Annotated in this window: 19 protein-coding genes, 4 tRNA genes and 1 riboswitch; of the genes, 7 read left to right on the top strand and 16 right to left on the bottom strand. The window is 61.4% G+C overall.

What is annotated here, in order from left to right:
- Nucleotides 1-144 precede the first annotated feature (144 nt).
- The 11 genes from BLL36_RS22045 to uvrB form a co-directional block, all read right to left on the bottom strand.
- A complete protein-coding gene (locus BLL36_RS22045; protein WP_076953519.1) occupies nucleotides 145-1,242 on the bottom strand; it encodes a hypothetical protein in 1,098 nt (365 codons plus the stop codon).
- A gap of 562 nt (nucleotides 1,243-1,804) precedes the next feature.
- Nucleotides 1,805-2,782, bottom strand: coding sequence for a tRNA dihydrouridine synthase (locus BLL36_RS22040; protein ID WP_076953517.1), 978 nt, complete (start codon nucleotides 2,780-2,782; stop codon nucleotides 1,805-1,807).
- Nucleotides 2,783-2,837: 55 nt separating this feature from the next.
- Complete coding sequence (locus BLL36_RS22035; RefSeq protein WP_076953515.1) at nucleotides 2,838-3,272, bottom strand: acyl-CoA thioesterase; 435 nt, start codon at nucleotides 3,270-3,272, stop codon at nucleotides 2,838-2,840.
- A 40-nt stretch (nucleotides 3,273-3,312) separates the two neighbouring features.
- Nucleotides 3,313-4,146, bottom strand: a complete 834-nt coding sequence (locus BLL36_RS22030; protein ID WP_076953514.1) for an alpha/beta hydrolase — start codon at nucleotides 4,144-4,146, stop codon at nucleotides 3,313-3,315.
- A gap of 15 nt (nucleotides 4,147-4,161) precedes the next feature.
- Nucleotides 4,162-4,701, bottom strand: a complete 540-nt coding sequence (locus BLL36_RS22025) for a TetR/AcrR family transcriptional regulator (protein WP_076953512.1) — start codon at nucleotides 4,699-4,701, stop codon at nucleotides 4,162-4,164.
- 183 nt (nucleotides 4,702-4,884) lie between these two features.
- Nucleotides 4,885-4,960, bottom strand: a tRNA-Glu gene (locus BLL36_RS22020).
- A 78-nt stretch (nucleotides 4,961-5,038) separates the two neighbouring features.
- Nucleotides 5,039-5,114 (bottom strand) — tRNA-Ala (locus BLL36_RS22015).
- A 50-nt stretch (nucleotides 5,115-5,164) separates the two neighbouring features.
- A tRNA-Glu gene (locus tag BLL36_RS22010) sits at nucleotides 5,165-5,240 on the bottom strand.
- Between the two features lie 78 nt (nucleotides 5,241-5,318).
- Nucleotides 5,319-5,394: transfer RNA gene (locus tag BLL36_RS22005), tRNA-Ala, on the bottom strand.
- Nucleotides 5,395-5,541: 147 nt separating this feature from the next.
- Nucleotides 5,542-7,023 carry a glutamate--tRNA ligase gene (gene gltX / locus BLL36_RS22000; protein ID WP_076953510.1) on the bottom strand — a complete coding sequence of 494 codons (1,482 nt, stop codon included), beginning with the start codon at nucleotides 7,021-7,023 and terminating at the stop codon, nucleotides 5,542-5,544.
- Between the two features lie 851 nt (nucleotides 7,024-7,874).
- Complete coding sequence (gene uvrB / locus BLL36_RS21995; RefSeq protein ID WP_076953509.1) at nucleotides 7,875-9,890, bottom strand: excinuclease ABC subunit UvrB; 2,016 nt, start codon at nucleotides 9,888-9,890, stop codon at nucleotides 7,875-7,877.
- Between the two features lie 344 nt (nucleotides 9,891-10,234).
- Between uvrB and BLL36_RS21990 the strand changes: the two genes are divergently transcribed.
- Nucleotides 10,235-11,431, top strand: a complete 1,197-nt coding sequence (locus BLL36_RS21990) for an amino acid aminotransferase (protein ID WP_076953506.1) — start codon at nucleotides 10,235-10,237, stop codon at nucleotides 11,429-11,431.
- Nucleotides 11,432-11,530: 99 nt separating this feature from the next.
- A complete protein-coding gene (locus BLL36_RS21985) occupies nucleotides 11,531-11,740 on the top strand; it encodes a hypothetical protein (RefSeq protein ID WP_017847720.1) in 210 nt (69 codons plus the stop codon).
- Between the two features lie 106 nt (nucleotides 11,741-11,846).
- Here the strand turns inward: BLL36_RS21985 and ptrR are convergent, their stop codons facing one another.
- Complete coding sequence (gene ptrR / locus BLL36_RS21980; protein WP_076953504.1) at nucleotides 11,847-12,719, bottom strand: putrescine utilization regulator PtrR; 873 nt, start codon at nucleotides 12,717-12,719, stop codon at nucleotides 11,847-11,849.
- Nucleotides 12,720-12,906: 187 nt separating this feature from the next.
- Between ptrR and BLL36_RS21975 the strand changes: the two genes are divergently transcribed.
- Complete coding sequence (locus BLL36_RS21975) at nucleotides 12,907-14,298, top strand: aldehyde dehydrogenase family protein (RefSeq protein WP_076953502.1); 1,392 nt, start codon at nucleotides 12,907-12,909, stop codon at nucleotides 14,296-14,298.
- A gap of 220 nt (nucleotides 14,299-14,518) precedes the next feature.
- Here BLL36_RS21975 and BLL36_RS21970 read toward each other — a convergent pair whose 3' ends face one another.
- Nucleotides 14,519-14,824: a protealysin inhibitor emfourin gene (locus BLL36_RS21970; RefSeq protein ID WP_076953501.1), complete on the bottom strand. Its 306-nt coding sequence runs from the start codon at nucleotides 14,822-14,824 to the stop codon at nucleotides 14,519-14,521.
- Nucleotides 14,825-14,838: 14 nt separating this feature from the next.
- The gene (locus BLL36_RS21965) at nucleotides 14,839-15,903 is read right to left on the bottom strand and encodes a M4 family metallopeptidase (RefSeq protein ID WP_076953500.1); all 1,065 of its coding nucleotides are present in this window, start codon (nucleotides 15,901-15,903) and stop codon (nucleotides 14,839-14,841) included.
- Between the two features lie 128 nt (nucleotides 15,904-16,031).
- Between BLL36_RS21965 and BLL36_RS21960 the strand changes: the two genes are divergently transcribed.
- From BLL36_RS21960 to BLL36_RS21945, 4 genes are all read left to right on the top strand, one after another.
- A complete protein-coding gene (locus tag BLL36_RS21960; protein ID WP_076953498.1) occupies nucleotides 16,032-16,976 on the top strand; it encodes a DNA/RNA non-specific endonuclease in 945 nt (314 codons plus the stop codon).
- A gap of 36 nt (nucleotides 16,977-17,012) precedes the next feature.
- Nucleotides 17,013-17,206: riboswitch (cobalamin riboswitch) on the top strand.
- A gap of 117 nt (nucleotides 17,207-17,323) precedes the next feature.
- Nucleotides 17,324-18,334, top strand: a complete 1,011-nt coding sequence (locus BLL36_RS21955) for an ABC transporter substrate-binding protein (RefSeq protein ID WP_076953496.1) — start codon at nucleotides 17,324-17,326, stop codon at nucleotides 18,332-18,334.
- Nucleotides 18,331-19,335, top strand: a complete 1,005-nt coding sequence (locus BLL36_RS21950; protein WP_076953494.1) for a FecCD family ABC transporter permease — start codon at nucleotides 18,331-18,333, stop codon at nucleotides 19,333-19,335. Before BLL36_RS21955 ends, BLL36_RS21950 begins: the two co-directional genes overlap by 4 nt.
- Nucleotides 19,332-20,096 carry an ABC transporter ATP-binding protein gene (locus tag BLL36_RS21945; protein WP_076953492.1) on the top strand — a complete coding sequence of 255 codons (765 nt, stop codon included), beginning with the start codon at nucleotides 19,332-19,334 and terminating at the stop codon, nucleotides 20,094-20,096. The genes BLL36_RS21950 and BLL36_RS21945 overlap by 4 nt, the downstream gene beginning before the upstream one ends.
- A 62-nt stretch (nucleotides 20,097-20,158) precedes the next feature.
- Here the strand turns inward: BLL36_RS21945 and BLL36_RS21940 are convergent, their stop codons facing one another.
- Together BLL36_RS21940 and BLL36_RS21935 are read right to left on the bottom strand one after the other, a co-directional pair.
- Nucleotides 20,159-20,383, bottom strand: a complete 225-nt coding sequence (locus BLL36_RS21940; RefSeq protein ID WP_076953490.1) for a hypothetical protein — start codon at nucleotides 20,381-20,383, stop codon at nucleotides 20,159-20,161.
- 72 nt (nucleotides 20,384-20,455) lie between these two features.
- Nucleotides 20,456-20,923 (bottom strand): DUF1203 domain-containing protein, encoded by a 468-nt coding sequence (locus BLL36_RS21935; protein ID WP_076953489.1) that lies wholly within the window; start codon nucleotides 20,921-20,923, stop codon nucleotides 20,456-20,458.
- Nucleotides 20,924-20,968: the final 45 nt, after the last annotated feature.

The following is a 20,968-nucleotide window of genomic DNA, read 5'->3' as shown; positions in this document are numbered from 1 at the left end:
CAGTCAGGCGCTCGGAAAGGGTCAGTGGTTGGCCGCGCGTAAGGGCAATGGCTTATTAATGGCATGTATCAACTCTCATTGAGTGCTCCCTGACCGCAGGGCCAGAGAGCGAACATTCAGGTTCAACGTCTCAAGACGACAGGCTCAGAAGCGTTGGCGCAGGCTTGGCTTGGGAGCGCAACGTTCTTCGGATGGACCCCGGGAGAACCCACGGGAAGTGCCAATTCGTTCATCAGGTGCGGGGGATGTAAGGTCTGGAGTGGTTCGGGCCTCAGGTTTTGGAAGCACCGTGGTCGAGGCAGGCGCATCCGGTTTTACGGGCGGCTTGGGTTCTGGCGTGTGAACGGTCGTTGGGGAAACTTGAGGCTGCAGCGATGGCGAGGCATCGAGCTTTGGAATGACCGTTGACGTCGGCGACGGATGTTTTTCGACGGGTGGCGCCACGATGACCGGTATCGCGGGCTGAACGTCGGTCCTTGGCGTGAGCCCCGGCTCGCGCGCCACCTTTTCGCCTGTATGCGGGCAATGGCAGCTCTGGACCTGCACCGTCACATTGATATCAGCCGGCAGCTTGTCATTGCGTGCCCTATCAGTGAGCGAGGTTGTCGCCGGGTTGGTACTGAGCTTGGCTTCCGGTGTGAGGGTCACGTGGGCACGTCCGTCGGGGGTGACTTTCACTTCCGGGCCTTGCTTGACCTGGGGCTTGCTGTCCGTCTGCGACTCGACCTTGGGCTTGACGTCTGTATAGGCAACGACCTTGGGATCAGGGCCAGGTTTGACTTGTGTCCCAGCGTCCGTTTGCGGCTCGATCCCGGGTTTAACGCGGGTGTCCGCAATCACTTTGGGATCAGGGCCCGGCTTCACCTGTGTCCTGGCATCCGTTTGCGGTTCGACCCCAGGTTTAACGTTGGGCTGCGCAACGACCTTGGCATCAAGCCCTGGGTTGGCCTGGGGCTGGGCATCCAGTTCGCCGGGCAACTTGGGCAGTACCCCCATGCCGGCGAGCATGCTACGCATCGCCTTTACCGCGAACTCAAACATGGCAAACAGCTTTTCCAGGGACTCCTTGTTCACCGTCCCATTGTGTTCTTTTGGCGTCGAACTACTGTCCTTCAGAAATTGATTTACACGGTCCGTCGACGCAGAAGCTTCGAGCGGCTTAGTCACTTGCACTGAGGGTTGATTAAGGGGCGCATAATTCGTATTCATCGGCACGAACTGTTGGGTCGACACGTTAGACATATTTTATTTCCTCAAGCAGCGCCTAACTTCCGCACAAAACAGAAGAAAGCACTTTTGGTTTAGGGTTTGGGAACAACAGTGAGCTCTACAAACTCGCAAGGTTCGTGGGGCGTAACGGCGATGAGTTCCGAAAAATCCGAGCTTATATAAGGAAACCAAATGACCGATTGCGATGTTCGCCTATGGACATTTATCTGCAGACCCAGGCCTTACGGGCGCTGCAAGCGCACTGAAATAAGACACTTAAGGCAACAACCCAGCACAAAGGCAACTTGAGAAAAACAACGAACCTGTTTGGCAACTACAACTTATGTTAGTGGGCGCGCACGACTACCTGGATAACCCACTAACTTCCCAGCACACTAAAACCTCGTAGCAATCCAGCCGGACACTCATGATTACTTGCATATATTGCGCAACAACCCAACTTTCATCTGAAGTCGACAATCAACCAAGCCAACCCCAACAGCACGCCGTCAACGCACACGTAATCTTTCGGACAAGAAAAAGGCGCCTTTCGGCGCCCGTTACAGAAGAGGATGAAACATTTATATATGTAAACCTAATCTTGCAATGCCACCGGCCGCTCGCGCTGACCGGACATGCCCAGCAAGCGAGCGACCTGTTCCAGATCAGTCTCCCTGCGCATCAACGTAAACAGTTCCACCGCCTCAGGATAATTGCGGGTCAGCATCGCCAGCCATTGCTTCAAGCGCCCCGGCGCTTGACGCTCGGTCAGTTGCGCCACCGACTGGGTCCAGAAATCCTGGAGCATCGGCTGCATTTGCGCCCAAGTCATCTCGACCACCTCTTCGCCCGCCCGCGCCGCAGCAATCTGCCGCGCCAGGTCCGGACGCGCCACCAGGCCACGGCCCAGCATGATGTCTTCGGCACCGCTGATTTCGCGGCAGCGCTTCCAGTCTTCGACGCTCCAGATATCGCCATTGGCGAACACCGGCACCTTGACCACGTCCTGCACCCGCGGGATCCATTCCCAGTGGGCCGGCGGTTTGTAACCATCGGTCTTGGTGCGCGCATGTACCACGATATGCGCCGCGCCGCCTTCGGCCAGGGCGGTGGCGCAGACCAGGGCACCGTCCGGGCTGTCGAAGCCCAGGCGCATCTTGGCGGTCACCGGAATATGGGCCGGCACCGCGCGACGCACGTGTTCGACGATCTGGTTGAGCAGCTCCGGCTCCTTGAGCAGCACCGCACCGCCACGGGACTTGTTGACGGTCTTGGCCGGGCAACCGAAGTTCAGGTCAATCACTTGCGAGCCCAGCTCGCAGGCCAGGGCGGCGTTTTCCGCCAGGCACACCGGGTCGGAACCGAGCAATTGCACACGTAGCGGCACGCCGGCGGCGGTGTGGGCGCCGTGCAGCAGTTCCGGGGCGAGCTTATGAAAGTACGCGGGGGTGAGCAGGCGGTCGTTGACGCGGATGAACTCGGTCACGCACCAGTCAATACCCCCCACGCGGGTCAGCACGTCCCGCAGGATGTTGTCGACCAACCCCTCCATGGGCGCCAAAGCAATTTGCATGGGAAACACTCAACAAAAATCGTGGCGCAGTTTACTGGGTTTCCCACAACAACCGTTAACCCCCTGTCAGGGCAGGGCCATAACCGTCGAGAAACGCAGGCGGCATGCGCTTGGGCTTGCCGCTGGACAGTTCGATGCAGACAAAGGTGGTGTTCGCGCGCAGCAAGGTGACCCCATCCCGCGGGCGCAACAGCTGGAAGCGTCGGGTCATCTTCAGGCGCTGGTCCCAGTCGACGATCCAGGTGGCCAGTTGCAGTTCATCGCCTTCGTAGCCTGCGGCCAGGTAGTCGATCTCGTGGCGCACCACCGCCATGGCACGGTCGAGGCGGCGGTACTCGGTAAGGTCCAGTCCCAGGCGCTGGGAGTGGCGCCAGGCGCAGCGCTCCAGCCAGGACACATACACCGCGTTATTGGCGTGCCCCAAGCCGTCGATGTCTTCAGGCGCAACCTGCAGATCGATGATAAACGGCGTTGCCAAATCCCAGCCCATGCCTTGCTCCCCGTCGATTGATGTCGGCGGGGAGAGTGTATCAGGCCGTTTGCAGCGCCTGTAAACCACAGCCGGCAAGCAGCGAAAGCGTCGCGTCGATCACCCGTGGGTCGGCCAGCACTTTCTGGTGGCCACCCTGCTCCAGGCGCAGCAGGCGGCTGTCGAACCAGGCTTCGTGAATGGCTTGAGAGGCTTTGACCGGGACGAAGGTATCGTCTTCGGCATGCACGATCAGGCCGGGGATATTCATCTGATAGTGAGCCACATCCAAATGTTTGAGCGGCATTGCGAAGGTCATCTCGACTTCCCGGATAAAGGCTGAACGCGCCCGCGACGGCAAACCGACCATCGTGGTAAAGCCGCGCAGGGCATCCAGACAGCGCGACGGCGCGGCGATACTCACCAACGCCTCGGTGCGCAAACCCAACTGCACCGCCAGCATCGCGCTGGCGCCGCCCATGGAGTGGCCAATCACGGCGCGCAGCGGCGGCAACTCGGCGGCGGCCTCCAGCATGGCGCGGGCGAACAGCACTACATGCGCCTCGCGCCCCGGCGAACGACCATGGGCGGGGCCGTCCAGGGCAATCACTGAATACCCCTTGTCGACCAACGCGGTGATCAGGCTGGCGAACTGCGTAGGCCGGCCTTCCCAACCGTGCATCAACAGCACGGTGGGCCCCTGCCCCCAACGCAAGGCCGACAAGCCGAAACGCAAGGTGATGCGCTCCGATTGCGCCAGCAGCGGCAGTTCCCAATCACGCGGCGGCAACGTGCGCGGCGTCATGAAGACACGACGCATTTTGTTGGCCACGGTTTGCGGGGCCAGATGCCCCAGTGTGCCGTTGAAGCGACGAATCCAGGTCAGCGTGCCCATCAGCAGAGCCCTCTTCTAGCGTACGGCGGACTTGGCGGCGCGCAGCACGCGGTCAGACAATTCACCCGGCCCCAATGCGCGGGCCAACGCCAGGCCACCGATCATCAGCGCCATGTCAGCCAGGGCTTTGTCAGTGTCCTCAGGGCTGACGGCGAGTTGCGCGGCCATCAGTTCGCAGTGCTCGTTCAGCGCCTGGCGGAATGTATCCGGCAAACGGCTCATCTCGCCGACGGTCGCCGGGATCGGGCAGGCCTGGGCCGTGGAGTCACGGTGCTTGCGCGACAGATAGAACGCCGCCACCAGGCTTCTGCGCTCCTCACCGGTCAGCTGTGAGTCCATGTCATCGATCGACGCACGACGCTTGGCCAGCAATTGGGTAAACGCCTCCAGCATCAGCGCGTCCTTGCTTTCAAAATGCGCGTAGAAGCCACCGACGGTCAGCCCCGCCGCGCCCATGACTTCACCCACACTGGGTTCGGCCGGGCCACGCTGGACCAACGCGGCACTGGCGGCCTGCAGGATGCGTTCGCGGGTTTGCGCTTTTTTATCGCTCATCAAAGCCTCCGTTTCTCATGGGTTGAATATTATTACCATAATAATATTTGGCAAGCGACAGGCATGACCATTGGTCAGAAGAGAACACGCAGAGGGAGAAGAGGAACTGGCCAAATGCCAGACAAACAAAAGGGCCATTCAATAATTGAATGACCCTTAAAAATCCCGCAGAGCGGGTAATCGTGGCGTCCCCTAGGGGACTCGAACCCCTGTTACCGCCGTGAAAGGGCGGTGTCCTAGGCCACTAGACGAAGGGGACACAAACCTTCTGTACAACCTGATCAGACGAGGCCTGATCTGTTCAAGGACGGTGTGGCCAGACCCTGAACCTGTAAATTGGTGGAGCTAAACGGGATCGAACCGTTGACCTCTTGCATGCCATGCAAGCGCTCTCCCAGCTGAGCTATAGCCCCGGATTTTTCGTCTCGCGACGCAGCAGACCTTTCGAGCTGCTTGTTGAAACTGGCGTCCCCTAGGGGACTCGAACCCCTGTTACCGCCGTGAAAGGGCGGTGTCCTAGGCCACTAGACGAAGGGGACAAAACCTTCTGTACAACAGATCAGCGCTGAGAACTGATCGGTTCAAGGACGGTGTGGCCAGGCCTTGAACCTGTAGATTGGTGGAGCTAAACGGGATCGAACCGTTGACCTCTTGCATGCCATGCAAGCGCTCTCCCAGCTGAGCTATAGCCCCTCATCGGTGAGGACGGGGCGAATCTTAATGGCGGTTTGGAAGTGTGTCAAATTTATTTTCAACAATTTCCAAAATTTTTTGCCGGGATAACAATCACTTACCGGTGAAACCCCGGAAAACCGGGGTTTCACCGTTACGACGGCCTGCTTAAGCGATAGCGCCCAGCAGCTTTTCCCATTCCTTGTTTTCTTTCTTCGACACACCACCCAGCAAATCAAGGGCTTGGCGCAGACGGAAACGCGTCAGGTCCGGGCCGAGGATTTCCATTGCATCGAGTACCGACACCGAACTGGCCTGCCCGGTGATCGCGGCAAACATCAGCGGCATGGCGTCGCGCAGCTTCAATTCCAGGGACTCCACCACCGCCTGGATCGTCGCGGTGATCGCCTCCTTCTCCCACTGGCGCAGGCTTTCCAGTTTCCACAGGATCAACTGCATCAACTGGCGGACCTGATCACCGGAGAGCTTCTTGGATTCGAACAGCTTGGCATCCGGGTTCACGCCACCGGCAAAGAAGAAGCTGGCCAACGGTGCGACCTGGCTGAACGTCTCCACCCTGCCCTGCACCAACGGTGCGATCTTCATCATGTACTCGGGATTCAACGCCCATTGCTGTACACGGCTGGCAAACTCTTGCACCGGCAGGTCACGCAGCCACTGGCCGTTGAGCCAGGACAACTTCTCGATATCGAAGATCGGCCCGCCCAGGGACACGCGGGACAGGTCGAAGTTATCGACCATTTCCTGCAACGAGAACTTCTCGCGCTCGTCCGGCATCGACCAACCCATGCGCCCCAGGTAGTTGAGCATGGCTTCCGGCATGAAGCCCATGCGCTCGTAGAACGTCACCGAGGTCGGGTTCTTGCGCTTGGATAGCTTGCTCTTGTCCGGGTTACGCAGCAGCGGCATGTAGCACAGCTGCGGCTGTTCCCAGCCGAAGTACTCATAGAGCAGGATCAGTTTCGGCGCCGATGGCAGCCACTCTTCGCCACGCAGTACGTGGGTAATGCCCATCAGGTGGTCATCGACCACGTTGGCCAGGAAGTACGTCGGCAGACCGTCGGTCTTCATCAGCACTTGCATGTCCATGCGGTCCCACGGGATCTCGACGTCGCCGCGCAGCATGTCCGGCACCACGCACACACCTTCGCTCGGCACTTTCATGCGGATCACGTGGGGCTCGCCGGCGGCCAGGCGCCGCGCCACTTCTTCTTTCGACAGCAACAACGCGCGGCCGTCGTAACGCGGGGTTTCGCCACGGGCCATCTGCTCGGCGCGCATCTGGTCCAGTTCTTCAGCGGTGCAGAAGCACGGGAAGGCGTGGCCCATATCAACCAATTGCTGGGTGTACTGCTTATAGATGTCGCTGCGCTCGCTCTGGCGATACGGGCCGTGGGGGCCGCCGACGTCCGGGCCTTCCGCCCAGGTAATGCCCAGCCAGCGCAGGGCATCGAAAATCTGCTGTTCCGACTCGCGGGTGGAGCGCAACTGGTCGGTGTCTTCGATCCGCAGGATGAATTCACCGCCGTGCTGCTTGGCAAAGCAGTAGTTGAACAAGGCGATGTAAGCAGTGCCGACGTGGGGATCCCCAGTAGGCGATGGCGCGATGCGCGTGCGGACGGTGGTCATGGCAGGTCTCGAATGGGCGATATAACTGAAAATTGAAACAAGGGGCGGATGGTAACACCTGCTTGGGTGATTTCGGGAGACCGAGGTGCCTGCCATCGCAGGCAAGCCAGCTCCCACATTTGACTGTATTCACAATTCTAAAAAGTGGGAGCGGGCTTACCCGCGATGAGCATAGGTATCTACACAACTTTGGCTCGACGCTGAAACCCAGTGAACAGGGGCTTCCGTGGCGAGCGGGCTTGTCCCGCGTTGGGCTGCGAAGCAGCCCCAATGAAGACGAGTGGAGTATCAGACTTTCCTCTGCGCCTGGTTTTGGGGCTGCTGCTCAGCCCAACGCGGGGCAAGCCCGCTCGCCACAGGGGAGTTTGCCAGCCTCTGAAAATTGTATAGATACTTATGCCGCGATGAGCATAGGTATCTACACAACTTTCAGAGGCTGACTTCATCCCCTGTGGGAGCTGTCGAGCTTTAGCGAGGCTGCGAAAGCGGTGGGTCAGGCGAAGAAAATGCCAGCAGTGCCGCCGCCTTCGCAGCCTCGCTGGGGCTCGACAGCTCCCACATTTTGAACCGAGTTCGACATCAATACCGGTCGGCTCGAAGGCCGCCGCGCTTTTGCTTTTGATCTGCGATCGTCCCGTCAACCATGTGTCCGGTCCATACAGCGCTCTTCAAAAAGTGACCCGCCGTAAGGGCGGAACCCTAAGCCGCCGTTACCGCAACAACGGATATGTACTCGGTCAAACCCAAAAAAACGGTCGGCCGGAAGGCCGCCAAACAAGCTCCCTCGCCACACACCGTTGAAAGTTGTGTAGATACCCGTGCCGCGATGAGGCCAGTCCTATCACCGAAGATCAAACAGTCAGAAGGCGCTCGCGCAACTTGCCAATCTCATCGCGCGTCTGCGCCGCCGCCTCGAACTCCAGGTCCCGCGCCAACTGGTACATCTTCTCTTCCAGTTGCCGAATACGCTTGGTGATTTCACTCGGCGAGCGCAGTTCGTTCTCGTACTTGGCGTTTTCCTCGGCGGCCTTGGCCATGCCCTTGCGCTTCTTGCTGCGCGAACCGGGCACGGTGGCGCCTTCCATGATATCGGCGACGTCCTTGAACACGCCCTTGGGGATGATGCCGTTCTCCAGGTTGAACGCGATCTGCTTGTCGCGACGGCGCTGGGTCTCGCCGATCGCGCGCTCCATGGAGCCGGTGATGCGGTCCGCGTAGAGAATCGCGCGGCCATTGAGGTTACGTGCCGCGCGCCCGATGGTCTGGATCAGCGAGCGCTCCGAACGCAGGAAGCCTTCCTTGTCCGCATCGAGGATCGCCACCAGCGACACTTCCGGCATGTCCAGGCCTTCACGCAGCAGGTTGATCCCCACCAACACGTCAAAGGTGCCCAGGCGCAGGTCGCGGATGATTTCCACGCGCTCCACGGTGTCGATGTCCGAGTGCAGGTAACGCACGCGCACGCCGTGGTCGGCCAGGTAGTCGGTCAAGTCTTCGGACATGCGCTTGGTCAGCGTGGTGACCAATACCCGCTCCCCTAGGGCCACACGCTTGCCGATTTCCGAGAGCAGGTCGTCGACTTGGGTCAGCGCCGGGCGGATTTCGATTTCCGGGTCCACCAGGCCCGTCGGGCGCACCAGTTGCTCGATCACCCGGCCGGCGTGTTCGGCCTCGTAGTTGCCGGGCGTCGCCGACACAAAGATGGTCTGCGGGCTGATGGCTTCCCACTCATCGAAGCGCATCGGCCGGTTATCCAGCGCCGACGGCAGGCGGAAGCCGTACTCCACCAGCGTCTCTTTACGCGAACGGTCGCCCTTATACATGGCGCCGACCTGCGGCACGCTGACGTGGGACTCGTCGATCACCAGCAGCGCGTCGGGCGGCAAGTAGTCATAGAGGGTCGGCGGCGGCGCGCCGGATTCGCGGCCCGAGAGATAGCGCGAGTAGTTTTCGATGCCGTTGCAGTAGCCCAGCTCCAGGATCATCTCCAGGTCGAAGCGCGTGCGCTGCTCCAGGCGCTGGGCTTCGACCAGCTTGTTGTTGGCGCGCAGGTACTCCAGGCGCTCGGCCAATTCGGCCTTGATGCCCTCGATGGCGCCCATCAGGGTTTCGCGCGGGGTCACGTAGTGGCTTTTCGGATAAAAGGTGAAGCGCGGCAGCTTGCGGATCACCTCGCCGGTCAACGGGTCGAAGGCCGACAGGCTCTCGACTTCATCGTCGAACAGCTCGATGCGGATCGCTTCCAGGTCGGATTCGGCCGGGTAGATGTCGATCACATCGCCCCGCACGCGGAACGTGGCGCGGGCAAAGTCCATGTCGTTGCGCGTGTATTGCAGGCTGGTCAGGCGGCGCAGCAGCTCGCGCTGGTCGAGTTTGTCGCCGCGGTCGACGTGCAGCACCATCTTCAGATAGGTTTCCGGGCTGCCCAGGCCGTAGATGCACGACACCGTGGTGACGATGATCGCGTCCTTGCGCTCCAGCAACGCTTTGGTCGCCGACAGCCGCATCTGCTCGATGTGGTCGTTGATCGACGCATCCTTCTCGATAAAGGTATCGGAGGACGGCACGTAGGCTTCGGGCTGGTAGTAGTCGTAGTAAGAAACGAAATATTCCACCGCGTTGTTCGGGAAGAACGCCTTGAACTCACCGTACAGCTGCGCGGCCAGGGTCTTGTTCGGTGCCAGCACCAGCGTCGGGCGGTTAATCTGCGCGATCACGTTGGCGATGCTGAAGGTCTTGCCCGAACCGGTCACCCCGAGCAGCGTCTGGTGGGCCAGGCCGGCCTCGATGCCTTCGACCATCTGGCGAATGGCTTCCGGCTGATCGCCAGCGGGTTCAAAGCGGGTGACGAGTTGGAAATCCGACATAACGTACCTCGTGTAATCACCCCCGGACTGTAAACCCGTCGAGGACGAAATAGACCACCACCCGCGAAAATTCAAAGCGGGCAGTAGGAAAAAACCATGATAGCCATAGAAGTGGTGGCGGATGTGTCGGGTTTCAAGGTAATCGTCCTACGCGCCCTGTACGATCTCTATTGCAATAAGACTAACGGTCGGCAAATAAACCGAAAATCTTGGCCGAAAAGCCGTTTAGGCTGTCGCCCTCGGCGGTGATGGCCTCTATACTAGCTCCCCGTTTGTGCACCGCTCTAGTGCATTCGGCTGGAGCGCGACACGTCCCTCCCTTCCCCCATAGAGCTGCCGCAAAAATGAGCCTGTTCTCCGCTGTCGAAATGGCACCACGCGATCCAATCCTGGGCCTCAACGAAGCATTCAACGCCGACACACGAACCACCAAGGTCAACCTTGGCGTGGGCGTTTATTGCAACGAGGAGGGGAAGATTCCACTCTTGCGTGCCGTTGCCGAAGCGGAAGCCATTCGCGTGGCGCAACACGCCGCCCGGGGCTACTTGCCCATTGACGGCATCGCCGCCTACGACAAGGCTGTGCAAACCCTGCTTTTCGGCGCGCAATCGCCCCTGCTCGAAGCCGGCCGCGTCGTCACCGTGCAAGCCGTTGGCGGCACCGGCGCGCTGAAGCTGGGCGCCGACTTCCTCAAGCAACTGCTGCCAGACGCCGTCGTCGCCATCAGCGACCCGAGCTGGGAAAACCACCGCGCCCTGTTCGAAACCGCCGGTTTCCCGGTGCAGAACTACCGCTACTACGACGCCGCCACCCACGACGTAAACCGTGCCGGCCTGCTCGAAGACCTTAACGCCCTGCCGCCACAATCCATCGTGGTATTGCATGCCTGCTGCCACAACCCGACCGGCGTCGACCTGAGCCCGGCCGATTGGCAGAACGTACTGGACGTGGTCAAGGCCCGGAACCTGGTGCCGTTCCTCGACATGGCCTACCAGGGCTTTGGCGACGGTATCCACGAGGACGCCGCTGCGGTGCGCCTGTTCGCTGAGTCCGGCCTGACCTTCTTTGTGTCCAGCTCGTTCTCCAAGTCGTTTTCCCTGTACGGCGAACGCGTCGGTGCGCTGTCCATCGTCGGCGACTCCAAGGAAGAAAGCGCGCGCATCCTGTCCCAGGTCAAGCGTGTGATCCGCACCAACTACTCCAACCCGCCGACCCACGGCGCGGCCATCGTCGCGGCGGTGCTCAACAGTCCTGAGCTGCGCGCCCAGTGGGAAGCCGAGCTGGCCGAGATGCGCCTGCGCATCCGTGCCATGCGCGAGCAGATGGTCGCCGAATTGGCCAAGGCTGCACCGGGCCACGACTTCAGCTTTGTCGGCCGCCAGCGCGGGATGTTCTCCTACTCCGGCCTGACCGTTGAGCAAGTCACCCGCTTGCGCAGCGAATTCGGCATCTACGCCTTGGATACCGGACGTATCTGCGTGGCGGCGTTGAACCAGTCGAACATCAACGCGGTCACACAGGCAATCGTTCAGGTGCTGTAAACGGTAGCGGTGGCACAAGGAGGGGAAGCCGATGGCTTCCCCTTTTTCGTGTCCAGCCCCTAGACTGAACCTCGACCGCCCCTTTGCTGTGAGAACCCTATGAGAAACGACGACCTGGACCTGCGTGCCGACCGCGACGAACTGGACCACTTCACCCCACGCGCGCCGCAAGCCAAACGCCAGAAAAGCCTGGTGCTGCAAGTGGCGCTGGGGGTGTTTCTGGGTGGGTTGGCACTGTGGCTGGTGCAATTGGGCGCGACGGCGATCATGGCCAAGTTAGCCATGGGTACCCTGCAATTCGGCGGCTGATAAGGCCAAAAACTGTGGGAGCTGGCTTGCCTGCGATGCCAGCACCTCGGTGTATCAGGCAGACCCGGCTGATGCTATCGCAGGCAAGCCAGCTCCCACATTGGATCTATGGCGCTACCAAATGGCGTTCCTCCAGGAGTTTCACGAAGCTGTTCAAACTCTGCGACACCGTGCCCCGGCGCCAGATCAGCCAGGTGTTCAACACCCGGTAACTGTCGGCCAACGGCCACACACTCACCGCCGCAAAGCCCGGCATGTTTTCCAGCATGCTGCGCGGCATCAAGGCCAAACCCGCCCCGGCGCTGACACAGGCGAGCATGCCGTGGTACGACTCGATCTCGAAAATCCTGCCAGGCGCCGCGCCATCCTGTGAAAACCAGCGTTCGAAGTGGTGCCGGTACGAGCAGTTCGAGCGAAACGTATAGATATTCTCGCCATTCACGTCCTGCCCGCGCGTGATCGGCGCGTGATGCAGCGGCGCGACCACCACCATTTCCTCCTCGAACACCGCCACGCCCTCCAGCGTCGAGTGCAACACCGGGCCATCGACAAAGGCCGCGGTCAGGCGTCCCGACAGCACGCCTTCAATCATCGTGCCTGAGGGCCCGGTGCTCAGGTCCAGCTCGACCTTGGTGTGCTTCTGGTTGTACGCCGCCAGCAAGGCCGGGATGCGCACGGCCGCCGTGCTCTCCAGCGAACCGAGGGCAAACGCGCCCTGGGGCTCCTCCCCCGCCACCGTGGCTCGGGCTTCCTGCACCAGGTCGAGAATACGCCGCGCATAGCCGAGGAAATTCCAGCCGGCCGGTGACAGGCGCAGGCGGCTTTTCTCACGGATAAACAACTCCACGCCCAAGTCCTGCTCCAGTTGCTTGATGCGCGTGGTCAGGTTCGACGGCACGCGATGAATCAACTGCGCGGCGGCGCTGATGCTGCCTTGCTCGGCAACGGCCTTGAAGATTTCCAGCTGCACCAAGTCCAAGTCATTCTCCAATCGTGGATGTGATCGTTCCCACGCTCTGCGTGGTAATGCCGCCAGGGGCGCTCTGCGTCCCAAAGTCTGTGCACAATTCTCAATTCGAGAACGTATCACTCAATATTATTCAGTTTCCAGAAAAGATACAGCCCCGTAGGCTGGGTCCATCTCATTCATTCAGCCGGACGGTGCCATGAACGCTATTTCCCACCAGACCCACGCCTTGTCGATCAACCCCGCCAATGGCGAAACGGTTGCCAGCTACGCCTACGAAAGCGCGTCGCAACTGGACGCCGCCCTTGAGCGTTCCACCCATGCATTCCGTGCTTGGCGCCGCCAGCCGGTCAGTCAGCGCGCCGAGTTGCTGCTGAGCCTGGCCAGCGCCTTGCGTGAGCAGGCCGAAGAAATGGCCCAGACCATCACCCTGGAAATGGGCAAGCCCATCGCTCAGGCTCGTGCCGAAATCGAAAAATGCGCGCAACTGAGTGAATGGTACGCAGCCCACGGGCCGGCCATGCTCGCGCCGGAACCGACCCTGGTGGACAACGGCAGCGCGCGGATCGAATACCGCCCGCTGGGCCCGATCCTCGCCGTGATGCCGTGGAACTTCCCGGTGTGGCAAGTGCTGCGCGGCGCCGTGCCGACCCTGCTGGCCGGTAACACCTACGTGCTCAAGCATGCGCCGAACGTGATGGGTAGCGCCTACCTGATCCAGCAGGCATTCCACAAAGCCGGCTTCGCCGAAGGCCTGTTCGAAGTGATCAACGTGGCCAACGACGGTGTGTCCAAGGCCATTGCCGACCCGCGCATCGCCGCCGTCACCCTGACCGGCAGCGTCCGTGCCGGCATTGCCATTGGTTCCCAGGCCGGCGCCGCGCTGAAAAAATGTGTGCTGGAACTGGGCGGCTCCGATCCGTTCATCGTGCTCAACGACGCCGACCTCGACGCCGCCGTGCAAGCCGCGCTGATCGGCCGTTTCCAGAACAGTGGTCAGGTCTGCGCAGCCGCCAAGCGCCTGATCATCGAAGCAGGTGTGGTGGAAGCCTTTACCGCCAAATTCCTTGAAGCCAGCCGTGCCCTGGTGATGGGCGACCCGACTTCAGCCGCCACCTACATCGGCCCGATGGCGCGCTTCGACCTGCGCGACGAACTGCACGGCCAGGTCCAGGCCACGCTGGAAGAAGGCGCGACGCTGCTGCTGGGTGGCAACAAAGTGCCCGGTGCCGGAAACTACTACGAGCCTACGGTGCTGGCGAACGTCACCGACCAGATGACCTCGTTCAAACAGGAGCTGTTCGGTCCCGTGGCCTCGATCATTACCGCCCGCGACGCCGACCACGCCGTAGCCCTGGCGAACGACAGCGAGTTCGGCCTCACGGCAAGCATCTTCACCATCGATCCGGCCAAGGCACGCGACATTGCCGATCAGCTGGAAACCGGCGGGATCTTCGTCAATGCCTTCAGCGTTTCCGACCCGCGGGTGGCGTTTGGTGGTGTGAAAAAGAGCGGTTTCGGGCGCGAGCTGTCGCACTTCGGCGTACGCGAATTCTGCAATGCGCAGACCGTTTGGCTGGATCGCAAGTAAGCCAAAAAAGAACTGAAAACACCGGAGATCAATTGTGGGGGCCTCTGTGGCGAGCGGGCTTGTTGTGGCGAGCGGGCTTGCCCCGCGTTGGGGTGCGAAGCAGCCCCAAAACCAGGCGCAGAGGTGTATCTGACACACCGCATTCGTCTTCATTGGGGGCGCTTCGCACCCCAACGCGGGGCAAGCCCGCTCGCCACAACAAGCCCGCTCACCACAAGACTCAGCAGCGAATATGCCGCCGCACACACTGCACCAGCCCGTCCAGCGCCTGGGACTTCACCGGCGCCAGCACGCAAACGGTATGCGCTCGCTCGCCTTCCGTCACGGTCAGGGTGTAATGCACCTGGCCTGGATTACCCGGAGCCGGCGCTTTACTTTGCGGTAACTGAAAGAAGTCCGACGCTTCGATCAGTTGCCGCAACTCCTGCTGGTCGGGTTCCGGTAGCGCGTCGAGCTTCAGGGTACGTGGCTTGGCCAAGCCTGGGAAAAACCCAGGCCCGCCGTTTTCCTTGAGCGAAATTTGCATGGTTGTTCCTCACGTCAGACTGTAATGCCGACCGCTTTCCAACCGTCCTTGACCGCCTGCTGCTCTTCCTTGCCCACGCCGTAGAGTCGGCCGGCAATATCGTAGGTGATGCGTGCAAAGCGCAGGAACCCGGAGTTCGGGCGCAGCCGCGCATCGCGCAACGCGTCGTACCAGATACGCCCGGCGCGCTCCCAGGCGAACCCGCCCAGCTTCGTCGCCACCTGATAGAACGCATGGTTGGGAATGCCCGAATTGATATGCACCCCGCCATTGTCCTCGTAGGTCTGGACAAAATCATCCATGTGCCCAGGCTGAGGGTCCTTGCCCAGCAGCTTGTCGTCAAACGCGGTGCCGGGGGCTTTCATCGAACGCAGGGCGGTGCCTTTGATCTTTTTGGTGAACAGGCCCTTGCCGATCAACCAGTCGGCGTCCTGCGCCGATTGCTGCAACGCATATTGCTTGATCAGTGAACCGAACACGTCCGACAGCGACTCGTTCAGCGCCCCTGATTGATTGAAATACATCAACTTGGCCTCATCCTCGGTGACGCCATGGGCCAATTCATGGCCAATCACGTCGAGGGCGATGGTGAAGCGGTTGAACAGTTGCTCATCGCCATCGCCGAACACCATCTGGCTGGAGTTCCAGAACGCGTTGTTATAGTTCTGGCCAAAATGAACCGTGGCGTCCAACGCCATACCGGCATCGTCGATGGAGTTGCGGTCGAAGACCTGTTCGAAAAAATCAAAGGTGGCGCCCAGGCCATCATAGGCCTCGTCCACCGCCGCGTCACCGCTGGCCGGTTGGCCTTCGCCACGCACCAATGTGCCCGGCAGGCTGTCGGTGCCCTCGGCGCTGTAGATCGAGCGACGCTTGCCGGCGCCCATCGCAAGGGCCATGTGCGCGGGCCCTTTGGCCGGCACCGCGACCATGCGCAGCGAGCGGAACGTGCTGTCCTTGGCGCGGGTGCGTAACGCGACGTCGCGTTGGGTTTTATCGCCGTTGCGCGCGATCTGGTCGAGCATGTACGGCGGGATCAGGCAGAAAATCGGATGACGGTGAGGCTGGCGAACACACATGGGCTGACTCCCTTTGGCATGTGACAACGTCCAAGTAATCGATTCAGGATAGCTTCCCGGGTTCAATGCGCCTCATCAATTGTCATTAAGCTATGTTGCAGTCGTGTTTATTCAAGGAGGTCTTACCGATGCCAGCACGTAAAGCCAAGATTGATCTTTCGCACCGCCCAAGGCTCGCCGACCTGCACCCGTTGCTCGCGCCCAGCCCTGCCCTGCTGGAGGCCAGAGCGGCGACGCCCCGCGTCACCGCCGCCAAGGACCTCAAGGACCGGCGCGGCTATGCCGAGGATTTCCTCGGCGGCTTCAAGGTGCCCTGGCCCACGGTTGAGCAACGCCTTGCGAGCGATGTACAGACGCAGAAAAACGGCGGCGAACGCCTGGACTACACGCACTTCTCGGTAACGATGTCACGCGCCAGGCGCCTGGCGCTGTATGTGGGCGCCAACATCGATGGCGCCCAGCATGTGGACGTCGCGCGCAGCAACGACACCTGGGCCTACGATGGCCGCCTGCCGACCGAGGCGCAGGTGGGCGAAGACCTGTATGCCGGCAACGGCCTTGATCGCGGCCACCTGGTCCGCCGACAAGATCCCAACTGGGGCGACGAGGCCAAAATCGCCAACTTCGACACCTTTCATTTCACCAACTGCTCGCCGCAGATGAGCGGGTTCAACCAGAAGACCTGGCTGGAACTGGAGGACTACATCCTCGATAACACCCAACGCTGGAAAGCCCGCGCCACCGTGTTCACCGGCCCGGTGTTCGGCGACGACGACCGGGTGTACCGGGGCGTCAAGATCCCCAAGGCCTTCTGGAAAGTCGTCGCTTACCTCAGCGATGATGGCAAGCCCTCCGCCAGCGCCTACATGATTGACCAGAGCCGCGAACTGGGCCAGCTCGACCTAATGTTCGGCCAGCTCAGGACCTACCAGCGCAGCGTGATCCAGATCGAACGCTTGACCGGCATCCGTTTCGCCAACCTGGCCGACTACGACGGCTTCAGCAACGAAGAGCGCGCCACCGGCACGCGCATCGAAGCGCTGATACAGGGCCCGGACGACATTCGTCTCTGACGGGACGCGCCTTGGGCTATTTCGCCAGGCGCTAATCAACTACCATACCGCGCCGGTTCCCAAACGGGACTAATAGGGAATCCGAAGCGCGGTACACCCGCGCCAATCGGAACTGCCCCCGCAACTGTAGGTGCCGAGCCTGCTCCTTGATGCCACTGGACCCGTCCGGGAAGGCTGGAGCGTGGCGACGACGCATCAGTCAGGAGACCTGCCGGCGCAAGCTCTATCACTAACCGGCGGGGTGTCCGGGAAGGACATTCTTGCCTGCCTGTACCACAGCGCTCGAGCGTCTATTTCCAGTACCGTACCTCCCCAGTTCCACGTACGGTTCACCCGGAGATCGCTCCATGCTGCCACGCGTTACCGCCCTGCTCGCCGGCATCGGCTTCTGTGCCCTGGCCCACGCCGCGCCCACCCACTACCCGCTGACCGTGGAAAACTGCGGCAGCCACCTCAGCTTCCAGCAAGCGCCCGCCCGCAGCGTGACCATCGGCCAGGCAGCTACCGAGATGCTTTACGCCTTGGGCGTCGGTGACAAAGTGGTCGGCACGTCGCTGTGGTTCAACAGCGTATTGCCGCAGTTCAAGACGCAGAACGACACCATCGAGCGCCTGGCCGACAACGAGCCGAGCTTCGAAGCGGTGATCGCCAAGCGCCCGCAACTGGTGGCTGCCGAGCTGGAATGGGTGGTCGGCGTGCACGGTGTGGTGGGTACGCGCGAGCAATTCCATGAACTGAAGATCCCGACCTACCTGCTGCCTTCCGACTGCGAAGGCAAGGACAACCTGGTGGGCGCCGACGGCACGCGGCTGCAGCCGTTTCGCATCGAGACGATTTACAAAAGCATCAGCCAACTGGCGCAGATTTTCGACGTACAGGATCGCGGCCAGCAGTTAAATGACGAACTCAAGGCGCGTCTGGCCAAGTCCATCGCCACTGTGCAAAGCAAAGGCCTCAAGCACGCCAGCGCACTGGTGTGGTTCTCCAGTTCCGAAATGGCCAGCGACCCGTACGTGGCCGGCCATAAAGGCGTTCCCGAATTCATGCTGCAGACGCTGGGCTTGCACAACGTGGTGCAGTCCGATGAGGAGTGGCCTGCCGTCGGCTGGGAAACCATTGCCAAGGCCAACCCGACCTTCCTGGTGATCGCACGCATGGACCGCCGCCGCTACCCCGCCGACGATCATGAAAAGAAACTCGCCTTTTTGCGCAGCGATCCGGTGACGCGCAACATGGACGCGGTGAAGAACAACCGCATCATCATTCTCGACGCCATGGCGCTGCAGGCCAGCATTCGCACGTTCGACGGCCTTGAACAATTGGCGGCCGCCATCGACGGCTACGACCTGCCCAAATGATACGCACCCTACTCGCCCTGGCCTTGCTGCTGATCGCCGTGCTCGCCGGTGTGGCCATCGGCGAAACCGCCATCTCGCCGCAGGTGGTGCTGCAGGTACTGGCCAACAAACTGTGGGCCGCGGGCTATGTGCTGGACCCCATCGATGAAGGCGTGGTGTGGAACTATCGCCTGACGCGCGCGCTGGTTGCCGCCGCCTGCGGTGCCGGGCTGGCGACGTGCGGGGTGATCCTGCAGTCGTTGTTGCGCAACCCGCTGGCCGATCCGTACCTGCTGGGCATCAGCGCCGGCGCCTCGACCGGCGCGGTGCTGGTGGCGTTGATGGGCGTGGGCGGCGGGCTGGTGTCGTTGTCGGCCGGTGCGTTTGCCGGCGCGATGGCGGCGTTCGCCCTGGTGATTCTGCTCGCGCGCGCCAGCGGTTCGACCAGCGGCACCGGCCAGATCATCCTCGCCGGCATTGCCGGTTCGCAGCTGTTCAATGCGCTCACCGCGTTCCTGATCACCAAGTCCGCCAGTTCCGAACAGGCGCGCGGCATCCTGTTCTGGCTGCTGGGCAACCTCAGCGGCGTGCGCTGGCCCTCGGTGTGGCTGGCGGTGCCGGTGGCGGTCGCAGGGTTGGCGGTGTGCCTGTGGCACCGTCGGGCGTTGGACGCGTTTACCTTCGGCAGCGACTCGGCGGCGTCCCTCGGTATTCCCGTGCGCCGGGTGCAATTTGTGCTGGTGGGCTGCGCGGCCCTGGTGACGGCAGTGATGGTGTCGATTGTCGGCTCCATCGGTTTTGTCGGGCTGGTCATTCCCCACGCCGTGCGCCTGTTGCTCGGCACCGGGCATTCGCGCCTGCTGCCGGCCAGTGCGTTGGGTGGCGCGCTGTTTTTGATCGCGGCGGATGTGCTGTCGCGCACGCTGATCAAGGGCCAGGTGATTCCGGTCGGTGTGGTCACGGCGCTGGTCGGCGCACCGGTGTTCGCGCTGATCCTGATCGGCCGGAGGAACGCGCGATGACGGTGCTCAGTTGCAGCGGGCTGGGCTTCAAGGTGCGTGAAGCCCAATTGCTGCGTGACATTCACCTGGACGTGCAGTTGGGTGAAACCCTGGGGATTGTCGGGCCCAACGGCTCCGGCAAATCCACCCTGCTCAAACTGCTCGCCGGCTTGCGTACGCCGGCCTGCGGTGAGGTGCGGTTGGGCGGTGCGCGGCTGGGCGAGCTGTCCCGGCGCGCCATTGCGCAGACACTGGCGGTGGTGGAGCAACAGGCCGACACCGACGATGCGATCCGTGTCTTTGATGCCGTGGCACTGGGGCGCACGCCGTGGCTGTCGGCGCTAAGCCCGTGGTCCAGCGAGGACGACGCCATCGTCAACCAGGCCCTGCATGACGTCGACGCCACCCACCTGAGCCAGCGCGCCTGGCGCAGCCTCTCCGGCGGCGAACGCCAGCGCGTGCACATCGCCCGCGCGCTGGCGCAACGCCCGCAGATCCTGCTGCTGGATGAGCCGACCAATCATCTGGATATCCAGCATCAACTGGGGATTCTGAAGGGAATACAGGGGTTGCCGGTGACCACCTTGGTGGCGCTGCATGATCTGAACCAGGCGCTGACCTGTGACCGGCTGGCAGTATTGGATCACGGCCGGCTGGTGGCGCTGGGTCACCCGCTGGACGTGCTGACGCCGCAACGGCTGCAGCAGACGTTTGGCGTGCAGGCGCACTACCTCACAGACCCGTTCGATGGGGCGCAGATACTGCGGTTGCGCCCGAATTAAAGAATCACCCCAACCCAAATGTGGGAGCTGGCTTGCCTGCTCCCACATTGATGGGTGGCGTTTCATTCCACCTTGATCTGGGTTATGCCCATCACCTGCGCCTGCTGCAGAATTTCCTCCGGCGTCGCATCCGCAGGGGGCAGGATCAATCCATTCTCCGCATCGCCCAAATGCAATTGCAGCAGGTGCAATGCCGCCTCATGCACGGGCAACTCGGGTTGCTTGAGTTCGAATGTGTGGGTACGGGGTTCGCCGTTGAACAGGTAATTGAGCGTGTATTCGTGCATGGAAAAATCCTGACGATGGAAATGAGCAGCCTTGTTAGCTGACCAAGTGATCAGTTTTTAAGTTCAATCACCCTACGCTCGGTCGACTCGCCCCGAATAACACCCACGCTTGGCGTTGTGCACATGGAGGTAACTGACCTCTGGATTGGCCAGCATGCGTTCGATCACAGGCTCTACCGAATGCCCCTCTACGACATCCCCATCCAGCATCATCCCGTCCTCGGAAAATGCCCGCAGGGACAGCAGCCGGATACGCATCACGTCAGGCACCTGGTTGATCGCATCATAGGTTTGCGTCGCGCCTTCGCGGATAAAAATCCCATGGGAGGCGCGGTACGGTGAGCGTGCGGGTTGGCTGACGTGATTGAGCAAAAGCACGCTCTGCCCGACGTCGGCGTCTTTCATCTCTATGCGGTCAGGAAAGCCTGGGTAGCTCTCGACACGGTAACGCTTGATCCCGAGCGCGGCGAGCTCATCGTCGGGTAAGCCGAAAAAGCGGCGAAACGGGTCGGAGGCAAGACCGGTAATGCGGAAATTCATGATAGGTGCCTGCGTGGGGTGGGCCTCTATAAGGCGGGAACCCAG

The organism is Pseudomonas cedrina subsp. cedrina (assembly GCF_001983175.1).
In the GTDB taxonomy this organism is placed as follows: domain Bacteria; phylum Pseudomonadota; class Gammaproteobacteria; order Pseudomonadales; family Pseudomonadaceae; genus Aquipseudomonas; species Aquipseudomonas cedrina.
Note: the sequence above shows the minus strand (reverse complement) of the source record. Positions and strands in the feature narration are given on the sequence as shown.